The organism is Acinetobacter guillouiae (assembly GCF_002370525.2).
Taxonomy (GTDB): domain Bacteria; phylum Pseudomonadota; class Gammaproteobacteria; order Pseudomonadales; family Moraxellaceae; genus Acinetobacter; species Acinetobacter guillouiae.
This window is the reverse complement of record NZ_AP014630.1, coordinates 2,216,704-2,238,363: the sequence shown is the minus strand read 5'-3', so window position 1 is coordinate 2,238,363 and position 21,660 is coordinate 2,216,704. Positions and strand designations below refer to the sequence as shown.

Annotated in this window: 24 protein-coding genes; 13 read left to right on the top strand and 11 right to left on the bottom strand. The window is 36.7% G+C overall.

Annotation, left to right across the window (positions count from 1 at the left end):
* Window positions 1-104 precede the first annotated feature (104 nt).
* Both cpaB and cpaA read right to left on the bottom strand, forming a co-directional pair.
* Window positions 105-812, bottom strand: coding sequence for a metalloprotease secretion chaperone CpaB (gene cpaB / locus AS4_RS10325; RefSeq protein WP_096734071.1), 708 nt, complete (start codon window positions 810-812; stop codon window positions 105-107).
* On the bottom strand, window positions 812-2,608 hold the full coding sequence (cpaA, locus tag AS4_RS10320) for a metalloendopeptidase CpaA (protein ID WP_096734070.1): 1,797 nt from the start codon (window positions 2,606-2,608) through the stop codon (window positions 812-814). The genes cpaB and cpaA overlap by 1 nt, the downstream gene beginning before the upstream one ends.
* Before the next feature lie 564 nt (window positions 2,609-3,172).
* Here cpaA and AS4_RS10315 point away from each other — a divergent pair.
* The gene (locus AS4_RS10315; protein WP_096735507.1) at window positions 3,173-4,096 is read left to right on the top strand and encodes a metal-dependent hydrolase; all 924 of its coding nucleotides are present in this window, start codon (window positions 3,173-3,175) and stop codon (window positions 4,094-4,096) included.
* Between the two features lie 61 nt (window positions 4,097-4,157).
* On the opposite strand, the gene lptA is transcribed toward AS4_RS10315, so the two are convergent.
* A complete protein-coding gene (gene lptA, locus AS4_RS10310; protein WP_096734069.1) occupies window positions 4,158-4,673 on the bottom strand; it encodes a lipopolysaccharide transport periplasmic protein LptA in 516 nt (171 codons plus the stop codon).
* 340 nt (window positions 4,674-5,013) lie between these two features.
* Between lptA and AS4_RS10305 the strand changes: the two genes are divergently transcribed.
* Window positions 5,014-5,256, top strand: coding sequence for a hypothetical protein (locus AS4_RS10305; protein WP_096734068.1), 243 nt, complete (start codon window positions 5,014-5,016; stop codon window positions 5,254-5,256).
* Between the two features lie 112 nt (window positions 5,257-5,368).
* On the opposite strand, the gene fumC is transcribed toward AS4_RS10305, so the two are convergent.
* Complete coding sequence (gene fumC / locus AS4_RS10300) at window positions 5,369-6,763, bottom strand: class II fumarate hydratase (protein WP_004821410.1); 1,395 nt, start codon at window positions 6,761-6,763, stop codon at window positions 5,369-5,371.
* 156 nt (window positions 6,764-6,919) lie between these two features.
* A complete protein-coding gene (locus AS4_RS10295) occupies window positions 6,920-7,924 on the bottom strand; it encodes an SDR family NAD(P)-dependent oxidoreductase (RefSeq protein WP_004821408.1) in 1,005 nt (334 codons plus the stop codon).
* 69 nt (window positions 7,925-7,993) lie between these two features.
* On the opposite strand from AS4_RS10295, the gene tusD reads away from it, so the two are divergent.
* The 4 genes from tusD (at window position 7,994) to AS4_RS10275 (ending at window position 9,474) form a co-directional block, all read left to right on the top strand.
* On the top strand, window positions 7,994-8,362 hold the full coding sequence (gene tusD / locus AS4_RS10290) for a sulfurtransferase complex subunit TusD (protein ID WP_004720599.1): 369 nt from the start codon (window positions 7,994-7,996) through the stop codon (window positions 8,360-8,362).
* 43 nt (window positions 8,363-8,405) lie between these two features.
* Window positions 8,406-8,756: a hypothetical protein gene (locus AS4_RS10285; protein WP_096734067.1), complete on the top strand. Its 351-nt coding sequence runs from the start codon at window positions 8,406-8,408 to the stop codon at window positions 8,754-8,756.
* Between the two features lie 20 nt (window positions 8,757-8,776).
* Window positions 8,777-9,061, top strand: a complete 285-nt coding sequence (locus AS4_RS10280) for a DsrH/TusB family sulfur metabolism protein (RefSeq protein ID WP_096734066.1) — start codon at window positions 8,777-8,779, stop codon at window positions 9,059-9,061.
* A gap of 101 nt (window positions 9,062-9,162) precedes the next feature.
* Window positions 9,163-9,474: a TusE/DsrC/DsvC family sulfur relay protein gene (locus tag AS4_RS10275; protein ID WP_004821403.1), complete on the top strand. Its 312-nt coding sequence runs from the start codon at window positions 9,163-9,165 to the stop codon at window positions 9,472-9,474.
* Between the two features lie 89 nt (window positions 9,475-9,563).
* On the opposite strand, the gene AS4_RS10270 is transcribed toward AS4_RS10275, so the two are convergent.
* The 3 genes from AS4_RS10270 to AS4_RS10260 form a co-directional block, all read right to left on the bottom strand.
* Entirely contained in the window at window positions 9,564-10,862 is a 1,299-nt protein-coding gene (locus AS4_RS10270; RefSeq protein WP_096734065.1) for a reprolysin-like metallopeptidase, read from the bottom strand.
* Between the two features lie 419 nt (window positions 10,863-11,281).
* Window positions 11,282-11,761, bottom strand: a complete 480-nt coding sequence (locus tag AS4_RS10265) for a winged helix-turn-helix transcriptional regulator (RefSeq protein ID WP_004720612.1) — start codon at window positions 11,759-11,761, stop codon at window positions 11,282-11,284.
* Window positions 11,762-12,009: 248 nt separating this feature from the next.
* Window positions 12,010-13,227, bottom strand: a complete 1,218-nt coding sequence (locus tag AS4_RS10260) for an alkane 1-monooxygenase (RefSeq protein WP_096734064.1) — start codon at window positions 13,225-13,227, stop codon at window positions 12,010-12,012.
* Between the two features lie 191 nt (window positions 13,228-13,418).
* Between AS4_RS10260 and AS4_RS10255 the strand changes: the two genes are divergently transcribed.
* On the top strand, window positions 13,419-14,339 hold the full coding sequence (locus tag AS4_RS10255; RefSeq protein ID WP_096734063.1) for an AraC family transcriptional regulator: 921 nt from the start codon (window positions 13,419-13,421) through the stop codon (window positions 14,337-14,339).
* A 116-nt stretch (window positions 14,340-14,455) separates the two neighbouring features.
* Here the strand turns inward: AS4_RS10255 and AS4_RS10250 are convergent, their stop codons facing one another.
* From AS4_RS10250 to AS4_RS10240, 3 genes are all read right to left on the bottom strand, one after another.
* Window positions 14,456-16,330: a SurA N-terminal domain-containing protein gene (locus tag AS4_RS10250; RefSeq protein WP_096734062.1), complete on the bottom strand. Its 1,875-nt coding sequence runs from the start codon at window positions 16,328-16,330 to the stop codon at window positions 14,456-14,458.
* 129 nt (window positions 16,331-16,459) lie between these two features.
* Window positions 16,460-16,732 carry an HU family DNA-binding protein gene (locus tag AS4_RS10245; protein WP_004720620.1) on the bottom strand — a complete coding sequence of 91 codons (273 nt, stop codon included), beginning with the start codon at window positions 16,730-16,732 and terminating at the stop codon, window positions 16,460-16,462.
* Between the two features lie 160 nt (window positions 16,733-16,892).
* Window positions 16,893-17,378 carry a phasin family protein gene (locus tag AS4_RS10240; protein ID WP_004821389.1) on the bottom strand — a complete coding sequence of 162 codons (486 nt, stop codon included), beginning with the start codon at window positions 17,376-17,378 and terminating at the stop codon, window positions 16,893-16,895.
* 268 nt (window positions 17,379-17,646) lie between these two features.
* On the opposite strand from AS4_RS10240, the gene AS4_RS10235 reads away from it, so the two are divergent.
* The 6 genes from AS4_RS10235 (at window position 17,647) to hscB (ending at window position 21,622) form a co-directional block, all read left to right on the top strand.
* Window positions 17,647-18,300 carry a hypothetical protein gene (locus AS4_RS10235; RefSeq protein ID WP_096734061.1) on the top strand — a complete coding sequence of 218 codons (654 nt, stop codon included), beginning with the start codon at window positions 17,647-17,649 and terminating at the stop codon, window positions 18,298-18,300.
* A 150-nt stretch (window positions 18,301-18,450) separates the two neighbouring features.
* Window positions 18,451-18,924 carry an Rrf2 family transcriptional regulator gene (locus tag AS4_RS10230; protein WP_004720625.1) on the top strand — a complete coding sequence of 158 codons (474 nt, stop codon included), beginning with the start codon at window positions 18,451-18,453 and terminating at the stop codon, window positions 18,922-18,924.
* 1 nt (window position 18,925) lies between these two features.
* Entirely contained in the window at window positions 18,926-20,143 is a 1,218-nt protein-coding gene (locus tag AS4_RS10225) for an IscS subfamily cysteine desulfurase (protein WP_004720627.1), read from the top strand.
* Between the two features lie 110 nt (window positions 20,144-20,253).
* Window positions 20,254-20,640 carry a Fe-S cluster assembly scaffold IscU gene (iscU, locus tag AS4_RS10220; protein WP_004720629.1) on the top strand — a complete coding sequence of 129 codons (387 nt, stop codon included), beginning with the start codon at window positions 20,254-20,256 and terminating at the stop codon, window positions 20,638-20,640.
* A 45-nt stretch (window positions 20,641-20,685) separates the two neighbouring features.
* The gene (gene iscA / locus AS4_RS10215; RefSeq protein ID WP_034610390.1) at window positions 20,686-21,006 is read left to right on the top strand and encodes an iron-sulfur cluster assembly protein IscA; all 321 of its coding nucleotides are present in this window, start codon (window positions 20,686-20,688) and stop codon (window positions 21,004-21,006) included.
* 100 nt (window positions 21,007-21,106) lie between these two features.
* The gene (hscB, locus tag AS4_RS10210; protein ID WP_004720634.1) at window positions 21,107-21,622 is read left to right on the top strand and encodes a Fe-S protein assembly co-chaperone HscB; all 516 of its coding nucleotides are present in this window, start codon (window positions 21,107-21,109) and stop codon (window positions 21,620-21,622) included.
* Window positions 21,623-21,660: the final 38 nt, after the last annotated feature.

The window sequence follows — 21,660 nt, the reverse complement described above, 5'->3', positions numbered from 1 at the left end:
CACCTTTCGAGGTGTCTAAATCTTTGTTATGACGCAGTAATGACTATTTTCATTTTATTGCTACTTCAAGTTTAGAGAATAAATCATGTCTTTAGATTAAAAAATTAATGTACATGATCCGTCTCCTTTTCCGCTGCCTCAAGTGCGGCAGATTCATTGGCAATGTCATTGACCCATCCATAGCCATTTTTCATCAAAATGGCATAGGTTTTACCATCTGCTGTAATCGTACCCATGGTAAAATTGTCTTTAATGGTTTGAGTAATATGAAACTTCTCATTATTTTGATCTCCTCCTTCTAGAGAGCCTGACCAACTGACAATATCTTCATCTGGATCTACCTCTATACGTTCTATAACGGCCTGTCTGTTTAAACCATAGCCTGGCACATTAAATACGATTTGATCGCCAGTATTCTTCGCCTCTAAGGTATATAGATCATTCCTCAGAAATATTCGCCCATCTTTTTTTTGTGCATCTGTCAAAGGAACAGGATTATGCATAGACACGGTATCAACAGTACTCAAATTGAACATCTGTTGATTGAAAATTCCTGCACGTAATTTGTCCTCATCCAGCGTTACAAGTTTACGGCGAGCATGGCTGTCTTTTATACGTTGCAATACTTGTGTTTCGGTTAGATTTGCATTTAGCTTCGGTGAATTCACTTGATCGATTTGTTCATTTTGTTTAGACGCAATCGCTTTAGCTGTATCAGCTGTCTCCTGTTGACCTGAGATGAACCAAGCCAACAAAGAAACCACCAAAACAGTTAAAACAACGGAAATAATGAGATATATCCGTTTATTCATTATGGATTAACCGCCACTAAAAATTTTGAAATGGCTTCAACATTCTCATTAATTTTTCTTAAGCCATCAAATTTGTCAGTTTCACCTAAACGCACACCATATTCAGGACTATAGATATTTGGGCTTGAATATAAGCCAATTTGATTTCCACCCATAATGGTACTGCCTAAAGGATGACCGAATCCCCAGTTATAACCTGTAGTTCGATCAAAACTATGTCCTAGCCCCATGTTATGCCCTAACTCATGTCGCATTGCAGTGATACCACAACCATAGTTATGTGATCCGATCATGTTGTACTTGCTCGGTGTGCTATTTACATAGGCGAGACCGCAACCCGAATGATCTGTAATGGTATATATCGCATCGGCCCCTGTTCTGGTTCTTTCCGCTTGTACAGTGGCATCTGAACGTCCTAAATTAATCGCATCACCGAGTGTCGTTCCAGGGATTCGATAATCCAAGTATCCGACTTCTTTGTAGTAGGCTTTTGCTTGCGAGTTTTCAAGCGCTTCATTGGTTAATCTGAGTGCTTCACGGGCTTGAATTTTTGCAGCAGTTGAACCGAGTTTGTCATTGACTACCGGGCTATTCACAAGCAATAGATCAATCTGATAGCTATCGGTGTTCCAAACACCGTTGTTAAATACCAAACGGATTTTATCGCCTTTTTTCAAACTTGCACTAATGTTACTACCTGAAACTGTAAACGCTGTATCCGCAGAATTAGATACGATGACTTTGTCACCCGACTGAGCCGCTGGCAAGTTTACAACAGGTGCCCATTGTGCATTATCAGCGGTTATTTCAACAACAGGGGTTTTAAATGTAAAACCTTGTGCAGCGGTGTTTGCAGTAAATACGGTTTTAGGAGACGAAGCCAAAACCCAATACGATTTATCTGCAATATAAATGAACTCGTAACGATTGCCCTTGTTGAGTTTTAGGGTTGCGGTGGTATTGGTATTTTCATTTTCAATCACTGATTGCCAGCTTGCTGTTGAGCTAACAATGATACGATCTCGGTCGTTTGCTGTTTGCGGTAATTTTAATGAAGACACCCACGCCCCATCAGCAAAACGAATTTCTGTTTTAGGTGCAGTTAAATTTTGCAAAGCGGTATTTAATGCCGCAGTATTACCATTGATCACGTTGATAATACGTGTCGGAACAGACAGTGGAACCCATTTACTCAGTTCTTGATTATATTGAAAGATATATGCATCATTTTTATTAACAACCAATGTACTTGGAAATAAAGCATTTTGTGAATTAATTTTTGAGGATTTAAGCGCATTAGACTTAATTACAAGGATCTGGCCATTCTGACCTGTTTGCGGTAAATGAATTGTCTCAGTCCAAGCAGCATCACTTAAAACATATTGGGCCTGTGATTGTTGAAATACTGGAATGGTATTGCCATTTTTTTCAGGCGTAAAATTGGCAGTTTCAGGCGCATAAAACTCCCATTTTCCATTACTAAATTTAAAACGATAACTGTTTCCAGACTTTAGTGTGAGAACGCCTTTTTTTTCAATATTTACATTACTTAAATCAATATCACTGTCATAACCCGCAGTTGATTGAATTGTAATTAGGGCACCTTCTTTTGCTACATTCGGTAAGGAAATATTCTTCACCCAATTGCCATTGGATACACTAAATATCAGATCATCATAGCCTGTTGGGATGATTCCACTCTGGTTATTCTGGTTTGGCGATAGTGTGGTTGCGGCTATGGCAAAAGTGACCATGCCACTTGTAATGAAGACTGTAATAACTTTTCTTTTATTCATGTTATACCTGAGTCAATATTATAAAGTTGAGCTGACACTATAAATTAATTTTTATTGAAAAATAAAATTAAAAATTGTTAATAAAATCGATAAAACTAACAGCAACCCTAGGTTTTATTAACTTATAAATATATGATATATAAATAAAAATAAATATTACAACCCCAAAATAATGCAGAGCTTATAAAATAAAACTTAGTAAAATCATTAATATAAATCAATCAAGAATTCGTGAATAATCCTTCTTTTTGTTGAATAATCGCTGAGCTTAAATCTTAATATTCCATTATAGAAATTTGATATTTCTATACCTGATTCAACCCATTAAAATTATTTCTATATCATTTCATCCACATTGATTTTCACATCTTTATTTTCTGGATTTGTAAATTAAAAAATAACAATATCAATAATTTAAATAAATAATGTTAAGTTTATAAAGCAATATTTTCTATTCAAAAGAGTAAAAATCACAAAAAAAGTGTCCTCAAAGGATATGGTCGCTAATTATTCTAAATGGTAAAAACTTTTAATCGCTTAACAGTTTCATGTTGGATAACCACAATGATCACGGAAAGTCATCAAATTAAAGCAAGAAAAGTACATTTCGATTTTTCTGAGTCTTCTGTATGTTGGATGCCAGATGATCCACTATGTTCACATATTGCCAATGGTATCAATATGCTTTTGCCTGCGGGTGAGTTTTGGTTTTGTCGGGTATTTAATAAAACCCTCCCACATATTACAGATGAAAAATTAAAACAAGAAGTTATTGGCTTTGTCCGTCAAGAAGCTGCACATGCACGCGCACATGAAAAAGTACAAGACTTTTTAAGAGAAAATGGCTATGACATACAAGAACCATTAAATCGTGCCCATCTTGTTTTCAACATTTTATTAGGTGACAAACCATTAGGAATTCCTTTTTTAAAAGGGAAAAAATTTGAAGAATATTGGTTAATCTTTCGTGTAGGTGTCATTGCAGCAATTGAGCACTTTACAGGTACAATTGGGCAATGGACGCTTGATAGCAAATCTTGGGATAAAGCAGATCCAGCCATGGCTGATTTATTCCGCTGGCATCTTGCGGAAGAAGTTGAACATCGTTGTGTCGCTTATGATTTGTTTGAGCATTTATTACAACAAAAGCTAGGTTTTTATGTTTCCAGACAAATCATTATGATGGGAATTTTTCCGCTTTTTATTTACTTCCTTGTTGATTTTGCTCGTAGTCTTGGTCAACAAGATACTGAGCATCAACAAATCCAGAAATTAATGCGCCGTGGGTTCTTTGCTTTTATTCGAGAGTTTGAAAAAACTGCAACCAAAACAGATCACCTACCGACCATTAAATACCTATGGAAAGCCACTCTACGTTGGACATCTCCAAAGTTTAACCCAATTCATGAGGGTGATACAGAACAGGCTTTAGCTTATATGTCACGTTCACCTGCTGTTCAGTATTTTGAGAAAACGGCGCTCAATTAGAGTCAGGACATAATATAAATTGTGTTTATAAAAAGCCTTCTATAAAAGAAGGCTCATGTAATCACTTTATGAGTGGCATACTTTCTTTTGTACTATTCGGTGGAATGATGATTTGAACTCTGCGTTGGCCATTTCCAACGGCCTTAATTTCTCCACTGGTCAGTCCATATGTAATCTTAGCACTCTTAAAACTCTTTCCAGAATCACTTGAAATCTCGGCATTACCTTCTAATGTAACCAAAAGCCTATTTGCATCATATGTAATCTTTTCAGCGCTACCATTGATCAATTCACCTGTTTGATAATTTTTCTTTTTAAATTCTACTGGATGACCTAAAGCAATAATACGATCAAGCTGTTTGTTCTTCTTTTGTTTTAGCTCGATTTCATTTCCCTCAATACTCATCGACCCTTGTTTAGCGATGAAGTTTCCTTGATATACGCCTTCTCTAGCGTTTAAATTGAAACTTAAAAAATCACCAGACAACTCTAAAGGTTTACTAAAGTCAGGATCAAATTGAGCTCTAGAGGCAATAGGAATCAAAGACAAGAGGATTATAAATAAAGTTTTTTTCATATCGAAAGACTATTAATAATAATGAGTATCATTTTCAAATAATACCATAATGGCAATGTTTTCGACACCATTCAGAGCCATGACACCCTATTCCCCCTAAACAACGTTCAAACTATTAAAGGATTGTTTTAACCTTAGCACTCTATCAAGATATTTATTTACCAAACTCGCACATCCTAAATCTAGAGAATGTCGAGCCTTATCTCTTAAAATATAGCTATTATGAATCTAATTAATGTTGGCTTATTTGTTTTAATGACATTAATTGTGCTGATGATTAAAAGAATAAACGTCTTCACAATCAGGTTAAACAACTAATGGCGGAAAGGTTATACTAGCTATGACACTGACAGGATACAACAATCTTGATCTCGTCCCATTACAAACGACTTTAGATTTCATCAAACGAAAGCATCCTTTACTCGAACAATGGTGGCAACATGAATTCGGATTCCCGCTCGAATATCTCACACAAAGCGAACTCGGACATTTCAAAAAACCCAACAGCCTTGACGAAATCAGAAATCGACTCATTGAGGCTGGATTTCAAAGCTGCCATGAAACTCGCGAGAAACATGGTTAATGCGAGTCCTATAACTCCTCCAAATTCAAAATAAAAAAGCACCTTAAGGTGCTTTTTTAAACGACTGATGCTTTCTCAATAAATCATCAATAGTACAGTCGCTTACAACTCATTATTTCGCGTTTGGACGTACCATTTTTTCAGGTTGTACCACTTCATCAAACTGTTCAGCCGTGACAAAGCCAAGTTCTATCGCGACTTCTTTTAAAGTCTTATCTTCTTTATAAGCCGTTTTGGCAACTTTAGCGGCATTTTCATAACCAATCACAGGATTCAGTGCTGTTACCAACATCAATGAATTGTGTAAGAAGTAATCAATTTTTTCACGATTTGGTTCAATCCCTACAGCACAGTGTTCATCGAAGCTGTTACATGCATCGCCAAGCAATTGAATCGACTGAACAAGATTATATGCAATCACAGGCATATAAACATTCAGTTCAAAATTCCCCGCTGCACCTGCAAAATTAATCGTGGTGTCATTCCCCATCACTTGCGCAACCACCATGGTCATTGCTTCACATTGGGTTGGGTTGACTTTACCTGGCATGATGCTTGAACCTGGTTCATTCTCTGGAATACGCAACTCACCCAAACCACAACGTGGTCCACTTGCTAACCAACGTATATCATTGGCAATTTTATTTAAACTTGCAGCTAAGGTTTTCAATGAACCAGAAGCAAATACAGCAGCATCACGACCAGCAAGTGCTTCAAACTTATTTGGATTACTGATAAATGGCAAACCCGTCAGTTTGGCTAATTCTTCCGCTGCTTTGTCTGCATATTCAGGATGTGCATTTAAACCTGTACCAACAGCTGTACCACCAAGTGGTAACTCATAGAGCCACACCAAAGCCTGTTGTAAACGTTTTAGTCCATGATCCAGCTGTGAAACATAGCCACTGAATTCCTGTCCTAATGTAAGTGGTGTTGCATCCTGTAAATGAGTACGGCCAATCTTAACAATATCGTCAAACGCTTCAGATTTGCGATGCAAAGTGTCTCGTAAGCGTTTTACTGCTGGAATAAGCAATTCATTGATTTGTACCGCAGCAGCCACATGAATCGCTGTTGGAAATGAATCATTGGTAGATTGCGCACGATTGACATGATCATTCGGATGCACTGGCTTTTGCGAACCTAATGGATTACCTAATTTTTGATTGGCAATATTGGCAATGACTTCATTACAGTTCATATTACTTTGCGTACCTGAACCTGTTTGCCAAACCACCAAAGGAAATTGTGAATCCCATTTGCCTGAAATTACTTCATCGGCAGCATCGACAATGTACTGTGACAGATCATGCGGAATTTGGTTTAAGCTGGCATTGGTTATTGCCGCTGCCTTTTTGACCAACCCCATCGCTCGAATCATCGGGCGCGGCATATGTTCTGTACCAATTTTAAAGTTTTCTACGCTTCGCTGAGTTTGTGCGCCCCACATTGCTTCGCTTGGGACTTCAACATCGCCCATTGTGTCATGTTCAATACGTGTTTGCATTTTCAACCTCTTCTTTATCCATATCTTATTTTCAAGTTAAAGCTTGTTTTGACAACATCTGCGTAAAAACACCAGCTTCAGCGAAGCGATTATGCTAAACAAATCAACCAAACATGTAAATGATAATTATTTACAATAATCATCTATTCTGGATTTTTATCGATTGTTTAAGGTATTTTGATAAAAACGCCATTCATCTTCAATCATTTGTTTAAGAGAGCGCTGTGCTTTCCATTTTAAAACCTCAAAAGCTTTTTGGCTGGTAGATGCAACCTGATCCAGTTCATCTAATTTATACACCGCATCAATTTGATGGATTTGACTCGCTGTAACCTCTTCGATCAAGTTGATCAGGTTTTGTATCGAACTGACAGGACCTGCAATATCAAAACTTTGATAAACATTGCCCTGCTCATGTAGCCAAAGAATAGTTGATTTAATTGCTTCACACACGTCAAGAACATGGACAAAGCTACGCTCAGTCGTTTTATCCGCAGTCTCTGAATTACGTTGTACTTCAATTAGATCACGTTGTTGAGCTGCAACTTGTAAAGCCAAAGGGACAACATTTTTAGGTAGTGGTGCAACAAACTCACCCAAGACGCCATGCTCAAATGCACCGACGACATTTGAAACTCTTAAAATGGCAATTTTCCATTCTTCATCAGTTTTGAATGTGTCTTTAATGATTTCTTCAATCATTTGCTGAGATTTTATGTAAGGATTAGGGTAACTATAATTAAATGCGGTTTGTTCATTCAGCTCTAAACTTGATTGCGCATAAACCATAAGGCTAGAAAGATGTACCAAATTTCTGACACCGGTACGCTGCATCGCACGCAATAAACTCATAATACAACTGAGATTGTCATTATAATATTCAAGTGGTTTTAGGTTTGACTCTTCAATAGACTTAAAACCCGCACAATGCACAACGGTATCTATTGAATATTGTTCAAATACTTTATTTAAAGCAGGAGTATTACGAATATCAATTTTGACAAAGGGAATATACATTCCTGTAATAAATTCTAAGCGCTCTAAGCATTGCAGATTGGCATTGGCTAGATTATCCACAATGACGACCGCTTGCCCTTGAGCTAGCAAACTTAAAACCACATGCGAGCCTATAAAGCCTAAACCACCAGTCACTAAAATCATTGTATACTACCTATCATTATCAAGTTTGAATGTTGCAAACTGTCCATTCTCCAAGTGAATCGCCATCAAATGAGTACTTTATTACTAATCACCGCAGCACCGACTTCAATCCACGCATGGCATGCATTGGGTTTAGCTCAAGCACTGCAAGCTGAAGATCAAGAATTTCGTGTTTTCTTTTATCAAGATGGTGTACAAGTTGCGAACAACTTGCAATGGGTTCCTGACGATCAACGTAATTTATCTGTAGAATGGCAAAAACTCTCAATTCGACTTCCTGTCTGTGTGAGTGCTGCATTAGCGCGGGGGATAACAGATCAAGAGAATGCCAAACGTCACCAAATTCCAGCCGATAATCTTGCAAAAGGCTTTGAACTTGTGGGTTTAGGCGAACTTGCAGATGCTGTTCAATCTACAGATCGTATCATTCAATTCTAAGTTGATCATCCCATTAGCGTGTTGCATTTAAAAGGTAATTTGTGTGAATACTGTGCTCGTTGTGATAACCCAAGCAAATTTAAATACATTGCAGGTACATGAAAGTTTGTCAGCAACCATGGTGCTTGCAACTTTTGGCAGTAAAGTCAAAGTGTTACTTAAAGACGCTGGATTAAGCCTACTTAAATCAGAAATGGCGTTTAGCCAATTAAATCACGTATTTAAGCTTGCTTCAAATCTGGTCGATAGCTTTGAATTCTATGATTTAACACCAGTTTTAGTAGAAAATATGAATAAATCCTCGACTTTTGTTACTCAATCACAACAAGAGTTGGAATTTGTAGAATTGAATGCTGAATTTATTCAGTCTTTTGATCATGTGTTGTATTGGTAAGCTGTAGATGGAAAGTCCAAATGTCAGATAAAACACTTTATTTAATTCAATCTTCTTTTATATATACTGATCATATATTGAATCAGTTGGATCAACTGTATGGTTCTCATGATCACGTTGTTTTAATGGGTGATGCGGTACTGTTTGCAGCAGATCAGCGCTTAACAAACAAACAGAATCTTTATCTTCTTGAAAATGATGCTGAGATTTTATCTGAATCCATTCCTGAAAATTTTAAATCAATTTCTTACCCACAATTTGCTCAGTTGGTTTTAGACTTTAACCGTTGTATCAGTTTAAAATAGTGGGCTAGGTTGTCAATTATCTTCGATTTTTTAAAAATAAATCTTTGATGTTTTGTTGATCAAAAGTTACATTGTTTCTGTTGTTTTGTTTAGGCGGTTTTATGAGCTTTGAGTTAGACCAAGATGGTCATTTAGTAGATTACACCATTTGGAATGAACAGGTTGCCCAAGAGTTGGCACAAAGTTTAGATCTACAACTGACCCCATGGCATTTTGAAGTGTTGCATGCAGTACGTCAATTTTATACCCAGTTTGGCCACTCTCCTGCAACTCGTCCACTGATTAAATTTTTAATGAAAACGATCAATCCAGCAATTGATAATGCTGTTCTACAAGATAAGTTTAATACAGGACTGGTTGCCCGCCATTTAAGCCGTTTGGCGGGTATCCCTAAACCTGCAAATTGTTTGTGATCACTCTATAAAAATTGATTCGTTTAATTCAATATGAGATCAAACCCATCAATATAGCAAGTAAATATCTAAACTGGCGATAGCATAAATTATTTCACTTTCTTCCTGAGAAAATCCCATTGGTATTTAAAAAAATATTTTAGTGTTTGATTTGGATTGACTGCAGTTTTATTTTTTAAATTAACGCCATCCGAATGATCATAATCTAAAAAATTAGCTGTAGTACCCTGTATAAATTGAAAGCTCGATCCTTTGGCTGTAATTTTCTGTGATTCAAACAAATGATCTAATCCAAAACGATGCCCTAATTCATGTACCACGACTTGATTAAATATATTTTGAGGACAGTTAAATAAGGTAACGCTGTCACCACCAGCACCAACTGCATTCTTTATCTCTACAGTTGTTACGAAAACATAATTTTTAGTCGCTAAGTTTTTATCTTGATATTTTTTATAAAACTTAGTTAAGTCACTTAAAAAATAACCCGTGTCATTTATATTTAATTTATTCAAAGATATATTAACATCATCGTCTTTGCTACGATATTTGTTTAAATCAAATGTTGGGGCATTTTTTATTTCTACATTAATTAAAGCTTGGTTAAATGAGTTATGCTTTAAAAAATTTTCATAATCATGTGAACGGCTTGGTTTTTTTCCATCAGTTATAACGTCTACAAAGATAACCGATATAGTAGGAATCACAGCATTATGATAAAGCATTAGCTTCCCAACTTTCTCTTGGGTCTCTCCTTTTATTGCTGTTACAATGATTTCTTCATGTTTTTGCAAAGCACCTGTGCACTTAATATTCACTATTTCTGAAGCTAGATAATAAATCTCTTCTTCTCTTTTAGTATCTTCACCTAAATCTCGCGTCATTTTTTTGGCGTAAATAAAATCTTCGACATTTATTTCTGCTGGTTCAATAATAATATTCGGATTTGAAACTTCAAACTTAATCTTTGTTCCATCATTTTTTAATGAAAAGTTATTTTCTGAATCTAATAGTCTCAACTCTAAATTAAGCCTAACCCCTTGATTGACAGGATTAGAGTTATTCATGTCCTCCTGTGAGCTTGGGTAAATTGCTAACCATGCAGGGATATATTCTGTACCAAATGGGCTAATTTTAGTAATTTGGTCTTGAGTATATGTCGCTTTTAATGATTGTATCGAACCACTAACTAAAGCAACTTTGTTTCCAAATTTTGTTGCTGCATTCGGTCTATAGTTGGTTAATTTTTTAAAGTATTCAGGTCTGTACCAATCAAAACCATAACTTCCATCATATATGTTATCTTCACATCTTCGAAAATGAATCGTAAACTTCTGTAGGCACGTATCACAGGTACTTCCGACTGTTGGGCTTGAACCAATTCCCATTCGATTACTCCATATTAAATATTTTATAAATTATTAAAATTTTGCATCAGTTAAATAAGTATATAAAAGTGAATGACTTGATCAAAATTATCTGCTGAAAAAATCGCTCTATTCTTTATCAAGCAATAAACCTTATTTTCTAAACTAAGATTACAATTACTGTTTTTCATACTTTTACTTATTAATTTAAATTATATCTTTTTAAAATTGAACAATCATATATTTTATATCTTGTTAACAAAAATCAAAAACAATATAAGTAATTAAAATTTCAAATTACTTGCTACGCTTGTTCTAAATATTTTCACAAACACTAAAGATAATGAGTGCGCATGTCTTTATATTTTTATGATATTTACCAACAACTTAATTTAAAAGTAATCCATGATAAATATTGAAAAACATCTAGGAAATAGCAATCAAGCTAATTTTTTCTGCGCTAAGTATTGGAAAAATGCTGAGGTGACGATTGGTTTCACCTGTCTCGCATTCACTGCCTGCTGACATTCTGAACATACCAATATCGGAGTAAACTCATGACCACAGACGGTATGTTGATACACCATAGGTGCACCAAGACCCTCATCCATCCATTTATCCGCCCAAGCCACCATGGTTAATAAAATTGGATATAGATCTAAGCCTTTTTCAGTTAAGCGATATTCATAACGCTCTTGTCGATCGACATAAGCCACTTTAACCAGTATTTCATGTTCAACCAAACGTTTTAGCCGTTCAGACAATACATGTCTTGTCACACCTAAATTTTCTTGAAAATCATCAAAACGACGTAACCCCATAAAAGCATTACGTAAAATAAGCATGGTCCATCGATCACCCAATACAGATAATGTACGCGCAATTGAACACGGTTGATTGCCTATTTCTTCCCATTTCATACCAACTTCCAAATTACATTTGTAAATTTAAAATACCATTGCTGAATACTATGAAATAAACAGAAAAAGAAAGATAGTATTTCAAGGATTTTTTTTCATTGATTAAGATTGGGCGACAAGTGCTTATGCGTTAACAAGTATGACTTGAAACCAAAAGTAACCTTGGTCAACATTAAAAAATGCTGGAATATTTTTAATGCTCAAAACAGTAAAAGCCCAATTTTGGGCTTTTAGTTTAAAATTAAACTTTACTTATTCAACAACTTGTCCACGACACCAAATTTTTTGAAAATGCTTGCTCGGCGTTTTGGATAAATACTGGCCTTATTTAAATCACCTTTGTAATGATCAAATACACGCTTATCCATAATTTTAAACCACCACGACGGGATCATCGCTGGCAACAGCATACTTGCATAACCACTTGGTAATTCAGGTGCTTCATCAAAGTGACGTAACGCTTGGAATGGGCGTGTTGGAAAGGCATGATGGTCTGAATGACGTTGTAACTGATATAAGAATAAATTAGTTACGATGTTGTTATTGTTCCAACTATGCTCAGGCATTGTGCGTTCATATTTGCCATTTTCATCTTTTTGGCGCAACAAACCATAATGCTCAATATAATTAATGATCTCAAACAACGTAATACTATAAGCTGACTGGGTTGCCAAATAAGGCAAAATACCTTTACCAAATAACCCGACCATAGATGAATGGAATGCTGCGGTCATTGTCCAGCCTTGCAATAACTCATTATCTTTAGACCAGAATCCAAGACCCTTACGTTTAAGACGGTTGGTTTCAATTTCAATCGCTGATTTAAATGAACCAATGACAGTACGTGGTAAAAACTCATAGAGCGTTTCACCCATTTGCGATGAAGCGGGATCTTCAGGCGTCGCAGCACGTTTATGGTGTCCATAAGGATGTTCAATACGGAAATGGTTATAACCTGATGGAACCAATGCCAAATGCGATAAAATATGGTCCATACGGTCATGCTTATGGCTTAACTCATGTGCTGTGTTAATGGCGATACCATTAATTGCACCCATTGAAACGCCAAGCAAAATCTTATCTAAAAGTGATGTTTGTTTACGTCCCACCAAATAACAAGCATAAACATTGGCGACATATTGAATCGGAATAAATGATTTAACCAAACGTGAATAATACGGATCTTGCTCAAGTAATTTTACATCTTCACTGGTCGGATTGTTTTTATCCTTACCAATCAATGAATCAATGGCTGGAATAATCACATGCAATACCAGTGGCCCACCCAATGCAAAAACTTTTTTCAGTGGCTTTGGTGCAACATGATATCCCGCTAAAATTCCTAACCCAATCACTGGAAGTGATGGGCTAATCATCCAAAGATAACGCTTTTTATCAAGTGCCAAACCTGACTTTGGTTTTAATTGTTGCAATTGCTGCTCTGTCAGTTGAACTGGTGCATTCATGGCTATATCTTCCCTATCTTTCTACTTAGTTATATATTTATGTAAAATTCAACTTAAAGACAGTTGTAAGCGTCCATAAAACCTATGAAAAAGTCTTTGGCATCTTCAACATAGAGTTTGTCCTTTGCGCACATGTTTTAATAGCATGAAACATTTTTATTATTTGAGAACAGGAAATTTGAACTGAATCTATGGATGCTTTAAGTAAAATTTTTGATGATATTCATCTCAACCATTCAGAATATATTTACCTTCAAGCTCAAGGTGATTGGTCGTTTCAGAGTCCAAAACAAGAAGCAGTGATCGCGCATATCGTTTTGTATGGAAATGCTTATTTAGAATTTTCACCCAAAATGACTGTTGCACTACAAACCGGTGATATGTTTTTAATCCCAGCAGGATTAGCACATACTGTAAAAAATCATTTAGACACGCAGTTAGTTGAAAGCCTCAATATAGAATCACTATTTGATGGATTAAGACAAGACGCAATTGAATTTGGTCAAGGAAGCTCAGAAAAGACCCTTATCCTTTCTGTACGATGCCATATGAATGCAATCATGGCTCGTCCATTGATCAATGCACTGCCACCATATTTGCATATACAAAATGCCTTGAGTGATGAGGCACCTGAATGGCTTAAAATTGGATTATATTTTGTTTCTGCTGAAACCCGTAGAACCATGGCGGGTAAAAATAAAATTATGGATCACGTTGTCAGTATTTTGATGATCGAGTGCGTGCGTGACTATATTGAGCAAATGCAAGATCACAATAATTGGTTAAATGCCCTCGTGCACCCCGAACTTTCAAATGCCCTTGCTGCTATCCACAGCTGTCCAGAACAGAGCTGGACCGTAGAAAGCTTAGCTGAAACCTGTTGTATGTCGCGTTCTAAATTTGCCAGCTTATTTAATCAAATTATTGGGGAAACACCTTTAGCCTACTTGCAACAACATCGCTTACGTCTTGCCAGCCAGCTAATCAAACAAGGACAACTGCCTATTCAGCAGATTGCACACCAAGTGGGATATTCATCTGAAACTGCATTTAGTCAGGCATTTAAGAAACAATTTGAACTTAGCCCAAGCCAATATCGCAATCAGATCTAAAAAAGATTACAGTCATCCGCTAATCATATCTTAGTGATATAGCTTCTGTACTCACGATATATTCCATTTCACATAAAAAAAGCGCCGAGGCGCTTTTTTTAATCTGAGAAGATCAATTATTTAATTTTTGCTTGAGCTTTTAAATAACGCGAATAATCATCTAATAATTGTTCACCACGGAACTTCTGATACATTTGGGTAAGTTGCTGAACTTCAGCTGGATCCATCTGAGCAGTATCTACTTTTTTCACATTCGCCACAGCCACAACAACCAACTCATTTGGCAGTTTTGCAGTACTAACTGACCACATGCCTGCTTTAGGTACTGGCTGGCTAAAAGCAACACGCTCAATCTCACGCTTAAGGCCTTTTGAACGAGTGAATGTTCCCGCATGGACAAAATTAGACTGATATTTCGCAGTAACCTCTTGCGCTGGCAATTTTTTGAAATCCGCAATCATGGCATTTAATTTTGCATGCGCAGCATCAAACGCTTTCTGTTCAATCAATTGTGCTTTTACACGCGCAGTTGCTTGCGCTAAAGGCTGTACACCGGCTGGATGATACTTACGAACTTTAACCCAGACAACATCACCATTGGCAGTTTGGATATTACTTGACGCCGTCGTATTTCCGCTTTTCACATCGTCATTAAACAGTTTAGATTTAACAGCAGGATCAGCAAGAACTGGATTGGTTGTCGTTAAATTCACATTATTTGCAGATTGAACTTGAACAGTCTTCACTGCTTGTGAAACTACATCCAATGCATCACTGTTGACCACTTGCTCATTTAAACTATTTACAGTGTCAGAGAAGTAGTTGGCAGATTTATTCTTTAAAACTTCAGCAGTCAATTCAGCTTTTTTCGACTCAAACGATGGCACTGAATCTACTGGTGTATTCACTTCAATCAAATGATAACCGAATTGAGTTTTAACAGGCTTAGACACTTGACCATTGCTGGTTGAGTTGACAGCTTTATCAAAATCATCACCAAAAGCACCTGGTGCATAGGCAGCAAGTGCCCCACCTTTCGCTTTAGAATCAGGGTCTTCTGAATATTGTGCAGCAGCTTGAGCAAATGACGTACCTGCCTGAATTTTTGCATATACTTCATTTGCAAGTGTAGCAGCTTGCTCAGGCGTACGAGAATCAGTCGTGATCAGAATATGTTTAACATCACGCTTCAAACTTTGCTTATATTTTTCTACAAACTGAGTATAAGCTTGTTGTAATTCAGCATCAGTAACTGCCGCATTTGGCTGTGTCAATGTCGCTGGGCTGAGCACCACATAGTCCACATCCACTGAAGCAACTTGTTTAAACTTATTTTGATGCTTGTTGTAATAATCCGAAATTTCCTGATTGGTCACTTTAACATTGGTTTTATAGTCATCAAGTTTAACGCTTGATAAGAATAATTCACGTTGTTCAGATTGCAAGTTGGCAATTTGCTGGATATCCAATTTACTGATCAGTGCATTATCCGAAATTGTAGAGCTCAAAATGCTTAAGGCAAAATCTTGGCGAATATTTTGGATAAATGCTTGGCTAGTTAAACCCTGTGAGCGTAAATAATTTGCATATAGAGTATTTGAAAATTTACCATTTTCCTGAAAAGCAGGAATTTGTGCAATTTTCTGTTCAATTTGAGCATCGCTCAAAGTCACACCTAACTTATCAGCTTGTTGTCTTAAAAGACTTTGGCTAATTAGGTAATCAAGTGCTTTATTTGCAATAAATTCTTTGTTCAATAAAGACTCATCCCCATGTATAGCAGGATTTGCCAATAATTGATCTGTATAGCCTTTTGTAACCGTTTCTAACTCTTTTTTAGAAATATCTTGACCATTAACAGTTTTAGCTACGTCTGCTTTTTGCCCACCGCTGAAATAGCCTTCAATACCAACCACAGCAAATGGCGCTAAAAATAACACAAGGAGAACTTTACCAAACCAGCCCCTTATGAGAGTGCGAAACGATTCCATGAGTATTCCAATATTATATTTCGTAAGGATTCTAACTGAAATTGTGAAATGAATGAACGAGCAATCACTGATAATTTAATATATTTCATAAAAAACGCGCCACAAAGGCGCGCTTTTAACAAGCTCAGATTAAGCTACTGAGTCTTTTAAGCCTTTACCAGCTTTAAAGCTAGGTACTTTGCTTGCTTTAATCTGAAGCTCTTCACCAGTTTTAGGGTTACGACCAGTACGAGCAGCACGGTCTTTAACACTAAATGTGCCAAAGCCGACTAAAGTCACTGTGTCGCCTTTTTTAAGCGCTTCACCAATTGAAGCAATAGTCGCATCTAATGCTTTACCAGCATCGGACTTTGACAATCCCCCTTTTTCTGCAATCGCATCGATTAATTCTGATTTATTCATGAAGATTACGTCCTCTTATATCGTTTGTTTAAGTTCCAAGGCTGTAGATCAAAGGCCATGACGACTTTATAGCAATGCTTTGGGGGGAAACGCAAGACTCCAAACACGCTTTTCACAAAAATTACGACTAAAATTTACGATTTTTTTGGATTAAAGGTCATTATTTCATTTTTTTTAGCAATTGGTCGCGTAAGTTTTGGTTCTCTTCAGCCAATGCATCGACCTTATTGTGGAGTTGCAGGATCAAGTTTTCCAAATGCTGAAGATCTTTAGCAGTCACTAAACCAATTCTGTTTAATGAATGATTTACACGCTGATCTAAGAGTTTTTCAACCTTGTCTTTGGTTTCTGCAACTGACTCTTTGGTTTTTTCAGTGACTTTATTGACTGTCTGATCTGTGACTTCAACTGTCTTGGATTCAAGCTCCTCACCCACCTTGACTAGAGAATCAAAGAGTTTATTGCCTTCTTCTTCGGCTCTGGAGAACGCTCCCAACCCTGCCAACCAGATTTGTTTTGTATATTTTCTGAAATCTAATGCTGACTTTTTATGATTTCTAGGCTTTATTTGAGATTCATCAAATTCATTTTGATCTTCATAAAGATCCGTTTGTTCTTTGTTGCTCTTTTTCATATCTTGCTCCATTTACCCCAAACTCCAGCGTGTAATGACCTATATGACCAAATTATGTAGAAAATATTGCTATATTATCAAATAAAACTATTGAACCTTTTGCTAAACTGTTCTACAAAGCAAAGTAATTGTTTTAATGTTAAGGAACACTTGGCAATTCGACAATGGTTATTAAGATAATTTTTATATCATTGTGGAAATATTGTGTTTCAAGTCATGGATGAGATTGTTTCAAATTTATTTAGAGATCGGACTCTCTGTTTTGCTATAGGAATTTTTTATGAATGAATCGCAACAAAAGCAAGGTCATTCTCGTTTGTTGCTAAACATTGTCATGATTATATTGGAAACCATTTATTCTTTCGTATTAAAACATGATCGTGTTGTTCGCTTACAGGCAAAAAAATTCGTCGGACAGCAGATTACAATTAAAATGAATAGTTATATTCCTTATTTTGACTTTTATGTTCAATTTACAGATCGTGGTATTCTTTTTGATTTACAGCCTCCAGAAAAAGCCATTGACCTTTCTGTGAGTAGCACACTCATCGATCTCATCCAAATTTTTGTCTTTGCTAATCGTCGTAGCATGAAAAAAATGCGTCTGGAGGGCGATAACCTGCTCAAGGAACAGTTTCGTGATCTGGTTGTACACTTAACTGCACCTAAATTGCTTTCAGACTGGAAGCAATGGTTAACAAATCCAGATGATGACAGCCAGACTAAAGCATCAAAAAAACGCATTGCCCCTTTGCTTGAAAAGATTGATCAGCAACGCTCTAAGATCAACACACTCCAAGTTGAAGTGAAACAATATCAAAATCGTGTTAAACGCTTGCAGCTCAATCAACAACGTTTATATACGGCTTTAGGCGTATTGGGCTTTCTATTTATGGCATTAGTCGTGTATAATCTTTGGCAAATATTTTCATAAAACTTGAACAAAAATTGAAATTTTCCAGTAATTTTTGTTCAAGTAATAAATTCTGACTAAATTAGTCAGAATTAAACTTAAAAATACTTGACTATTTTAGTCAGGATTCATAAAATTCATACATCTAGTCTAAAACATGTGTATCGAATCATGCGCCTAACTACTCGCGGTCGCTATGCAGTGACTGCACTACTTGACTTAGCATTGCAGCCACCTGAACAAACGATTACGCTTGCAGAAATTGCAACCCGCCAAACGATATCTGTCGCTTATCTTGAACAATTGTTCGCTAAACTTAAACGTCATGGCTTAGTTTCAAGTGTTCGTGGAGCAAATGGCGGTTATCACTTAGCGCGCCATGCTGAAGAAATTACTGTCTTAGAAATTATTGAAGCTGTAAATGAAACTGTTGATGCGACTCGTTGTGACCACAAAGGCAACTGCCAAAATGGTGCAATGTGTTTAACTCACGATTTATGGCAAGAACTCTCTCTCCATATTGCCGATTATTTAGCTAAAATCACCCTTGCGGATTTAGTAGCTCGTGACAACGTACAAACCGTTGCGGTTCGCCAAAATTCAGCACCTCTTGATTCAGCCCTTTTATCGGTTACAGGTATTTGACATGAAACGTCCGATTTATCTTGACTATGCAGCAACTACGCCTGTTGATCCTCAAGTAGCAGAACGCATGATGGAGTGTTTAACCTTTGATGGTACATTCGGTAATGCTGCTTCTCGCTCACATGCTTATGGATGGCAAGCTGAAGAAAAAGTTGAATATGCACGTGAACAAGTCGCAAATTTAGTAAAAGCTGATCCACGCGAAATTGTCTGGACTTCTGGTGCTACTGAATCTGATAACCTTGCCCTTAAAGGTGTTGCTCAGTTTTACGGTTCTAAACGCAAACACATCATCACAAGTAAAATTGAACATAAAGCAATTTTAGATACTTGTCGTGAATTAGAAGAAGAAGGTTTTGAGATTACCTATCTTGAACCTGAACCTAAAACTGGTTTAATTACCCCAGAAATGGTTCAAGCTGAACTTCGTCCAGATACGTTACTTGTTTCATTGATGATGGTGAACAATGAAATTGGTACTGTGACAGATGTTGCTGCAATTGGTGAGTTAACACGTGCCAATAAAACCTATTTCCATGTAGATGCTGCACAAGCTGCAGGTAAAGTTGAAATCGATCTTTCTACCATGAAAGTTGATTTGATGAGCTTCTCAGGTCATAAGGTTTATGGACCTAAAGGCATTGGTGCTTTATTTGTACGCCGTAGCCCACGTGTTCGTATCAAAGCACAAATTCATGGCGGTGGTCATGAACGTGGTATGCGCTCAGGTACACTTGCAACCCATCAAATTGTCGGTATGGGTGAAGCATTTGAGCTTGCTGGCAAATCTTTACAAGCTGAACAAACACGTTTACGTGTACTCCGTGACAAACTTTGGAACGGTTTACAAGATTTAGAACAAGTCTTCTTAAATGGCCACCCTGTATACAATGTTGCAAACTACTTAAATGTTAGCTTCAACTTTGTTGAAGGTGAATCATTGATGATGGCGTTAAAAGATGCTGCTGTATCTTCTGGTTCAGCATGTACATCTGCAACACTTGAACCTTCTTACGTACTTCGTGCCCTCGGTCTTTCTGACGAGTTAGCACATAGTTCAATTCGTTTTAGCTTTGGTCACTATACGACTGAAGAAGACATTGATCATGTAATTAAGATTACTAAAGCTGCTGTTGAGAAATTGCGTGAGCTTTCTCCGCTTTGGGATATGTACAAAGAAGGGATCGACTTAAATTCAGTTGAATGGGCTGAACACTAAGTTCCTTGAAATCAAAACGCGGCATTTTATTGAAAATCAGTAAAATGCCACCAAATTAGATTGTAGAAATACATATTATCAACGCTGACCCCGAGGTTTGGAGAAGCAACATGGCTTATAGCGAAAAAGTAATAGATCATTACGAAAATCCTCGTAATGTTGGTGTTTTGGATAAAAATGCAGAAAATGTTGGTACAGGTATGGTGGGTGCACCTGCATGTGGCGATGTAATGCGTTTACAAATCCAAGTGAATGACAGTGGTGTAATTGAAGAAGCCCGCTTTAAGACTTATGGCTGTGGCTCTGCAATTGCGTCTAGTTCACTCGTAACCGAATGGTTAAAAGGTAAAACGCTTGACGAAGCACAGGCGATTAAGAATATCGACATCGCAACTGAACTTGCACTTCCTCCTGTAAAAGTACACTGTTCTGTACTTGCAGAAGATGCAATTAAAGCTGCTGTTGAAGATTACCGTAGCAAGAAAACTAAAGCCTAATATCTGTTCGTCAAATTTAGCAGATGATTTTTTAACGGAGTTTTCATGATCAATCTAACTGAAAATGCTGCAACTCATATCAGCAATTACTTAAAGAATCGCGGTAAGGGTGAAGGTATTCGTCTTGGTGTGAAAACTTCAGGCTGTTCTGGCTTAGCTTATGTACTTGAGTTTGTTGATGATATCGACACTCATGATCAAATGTTCGAGCAGTTTGGTGTAAAAGTTTTTGTAGATCCAAAAAGTTTGGTTTATCTCGATGGTATGGAAATGGACTATGTTAAAAATGGTCTCAATGAAGGCTTCGAGTTTAATAACCCAAATAAAAAAGGTGAATGTGGCTGCGGTGAATCTTTCACTGTATAATGTGCCCTGCTTTTTCTCATGTTAAAACAGTGTCTTGCACTGTTTTAATCACATTTAATTACACCGTTTTCCTGTAAAACATCGTGGATGAGTATCTCCCATGAGTCATTTTGAGTTGTTCGATCTCCCGGAAGCACTCGATATTGATTTAGCGACATTAAAAGCTAATTTCCTAAAACTACAACAGCAATATCATCCTGATAAAGCTGAAGATAAAGACAAAGCTTTGATTAAATCAAGTGAAATTAATCAGGCATATAAAGCTTTATCCAATGTAGACAGTCGTGCTGCTTATCTACTGTCACTCAAAAAGCAAGATCATCACTTAGATCAATCAATTAGTGATTTTGAGTTCTTACAATCTGCTTTAGAAATTCGTGAGCAGCTTGATGAAGCAACCAATACTGAACAATTGCATTCTTTAAAAAAAGAAGTCCAACAATGGATTGATGGCTTAGTTCGTGAATTCAAAATTGATTTTGAGGATGAAGATTGGGCTGAAGCACGCGACACGGTGCGCAAGTTACGATTCTTTCAAAAAGTCATGAATGATATTGATAAAGCCGAAGATCAGCTTTTAGATGATGAAGATTTTAGTTTAGATGATGATTTCTAAATTTTAACTTTCATTATATGTTTTACCGAATTTGTTTT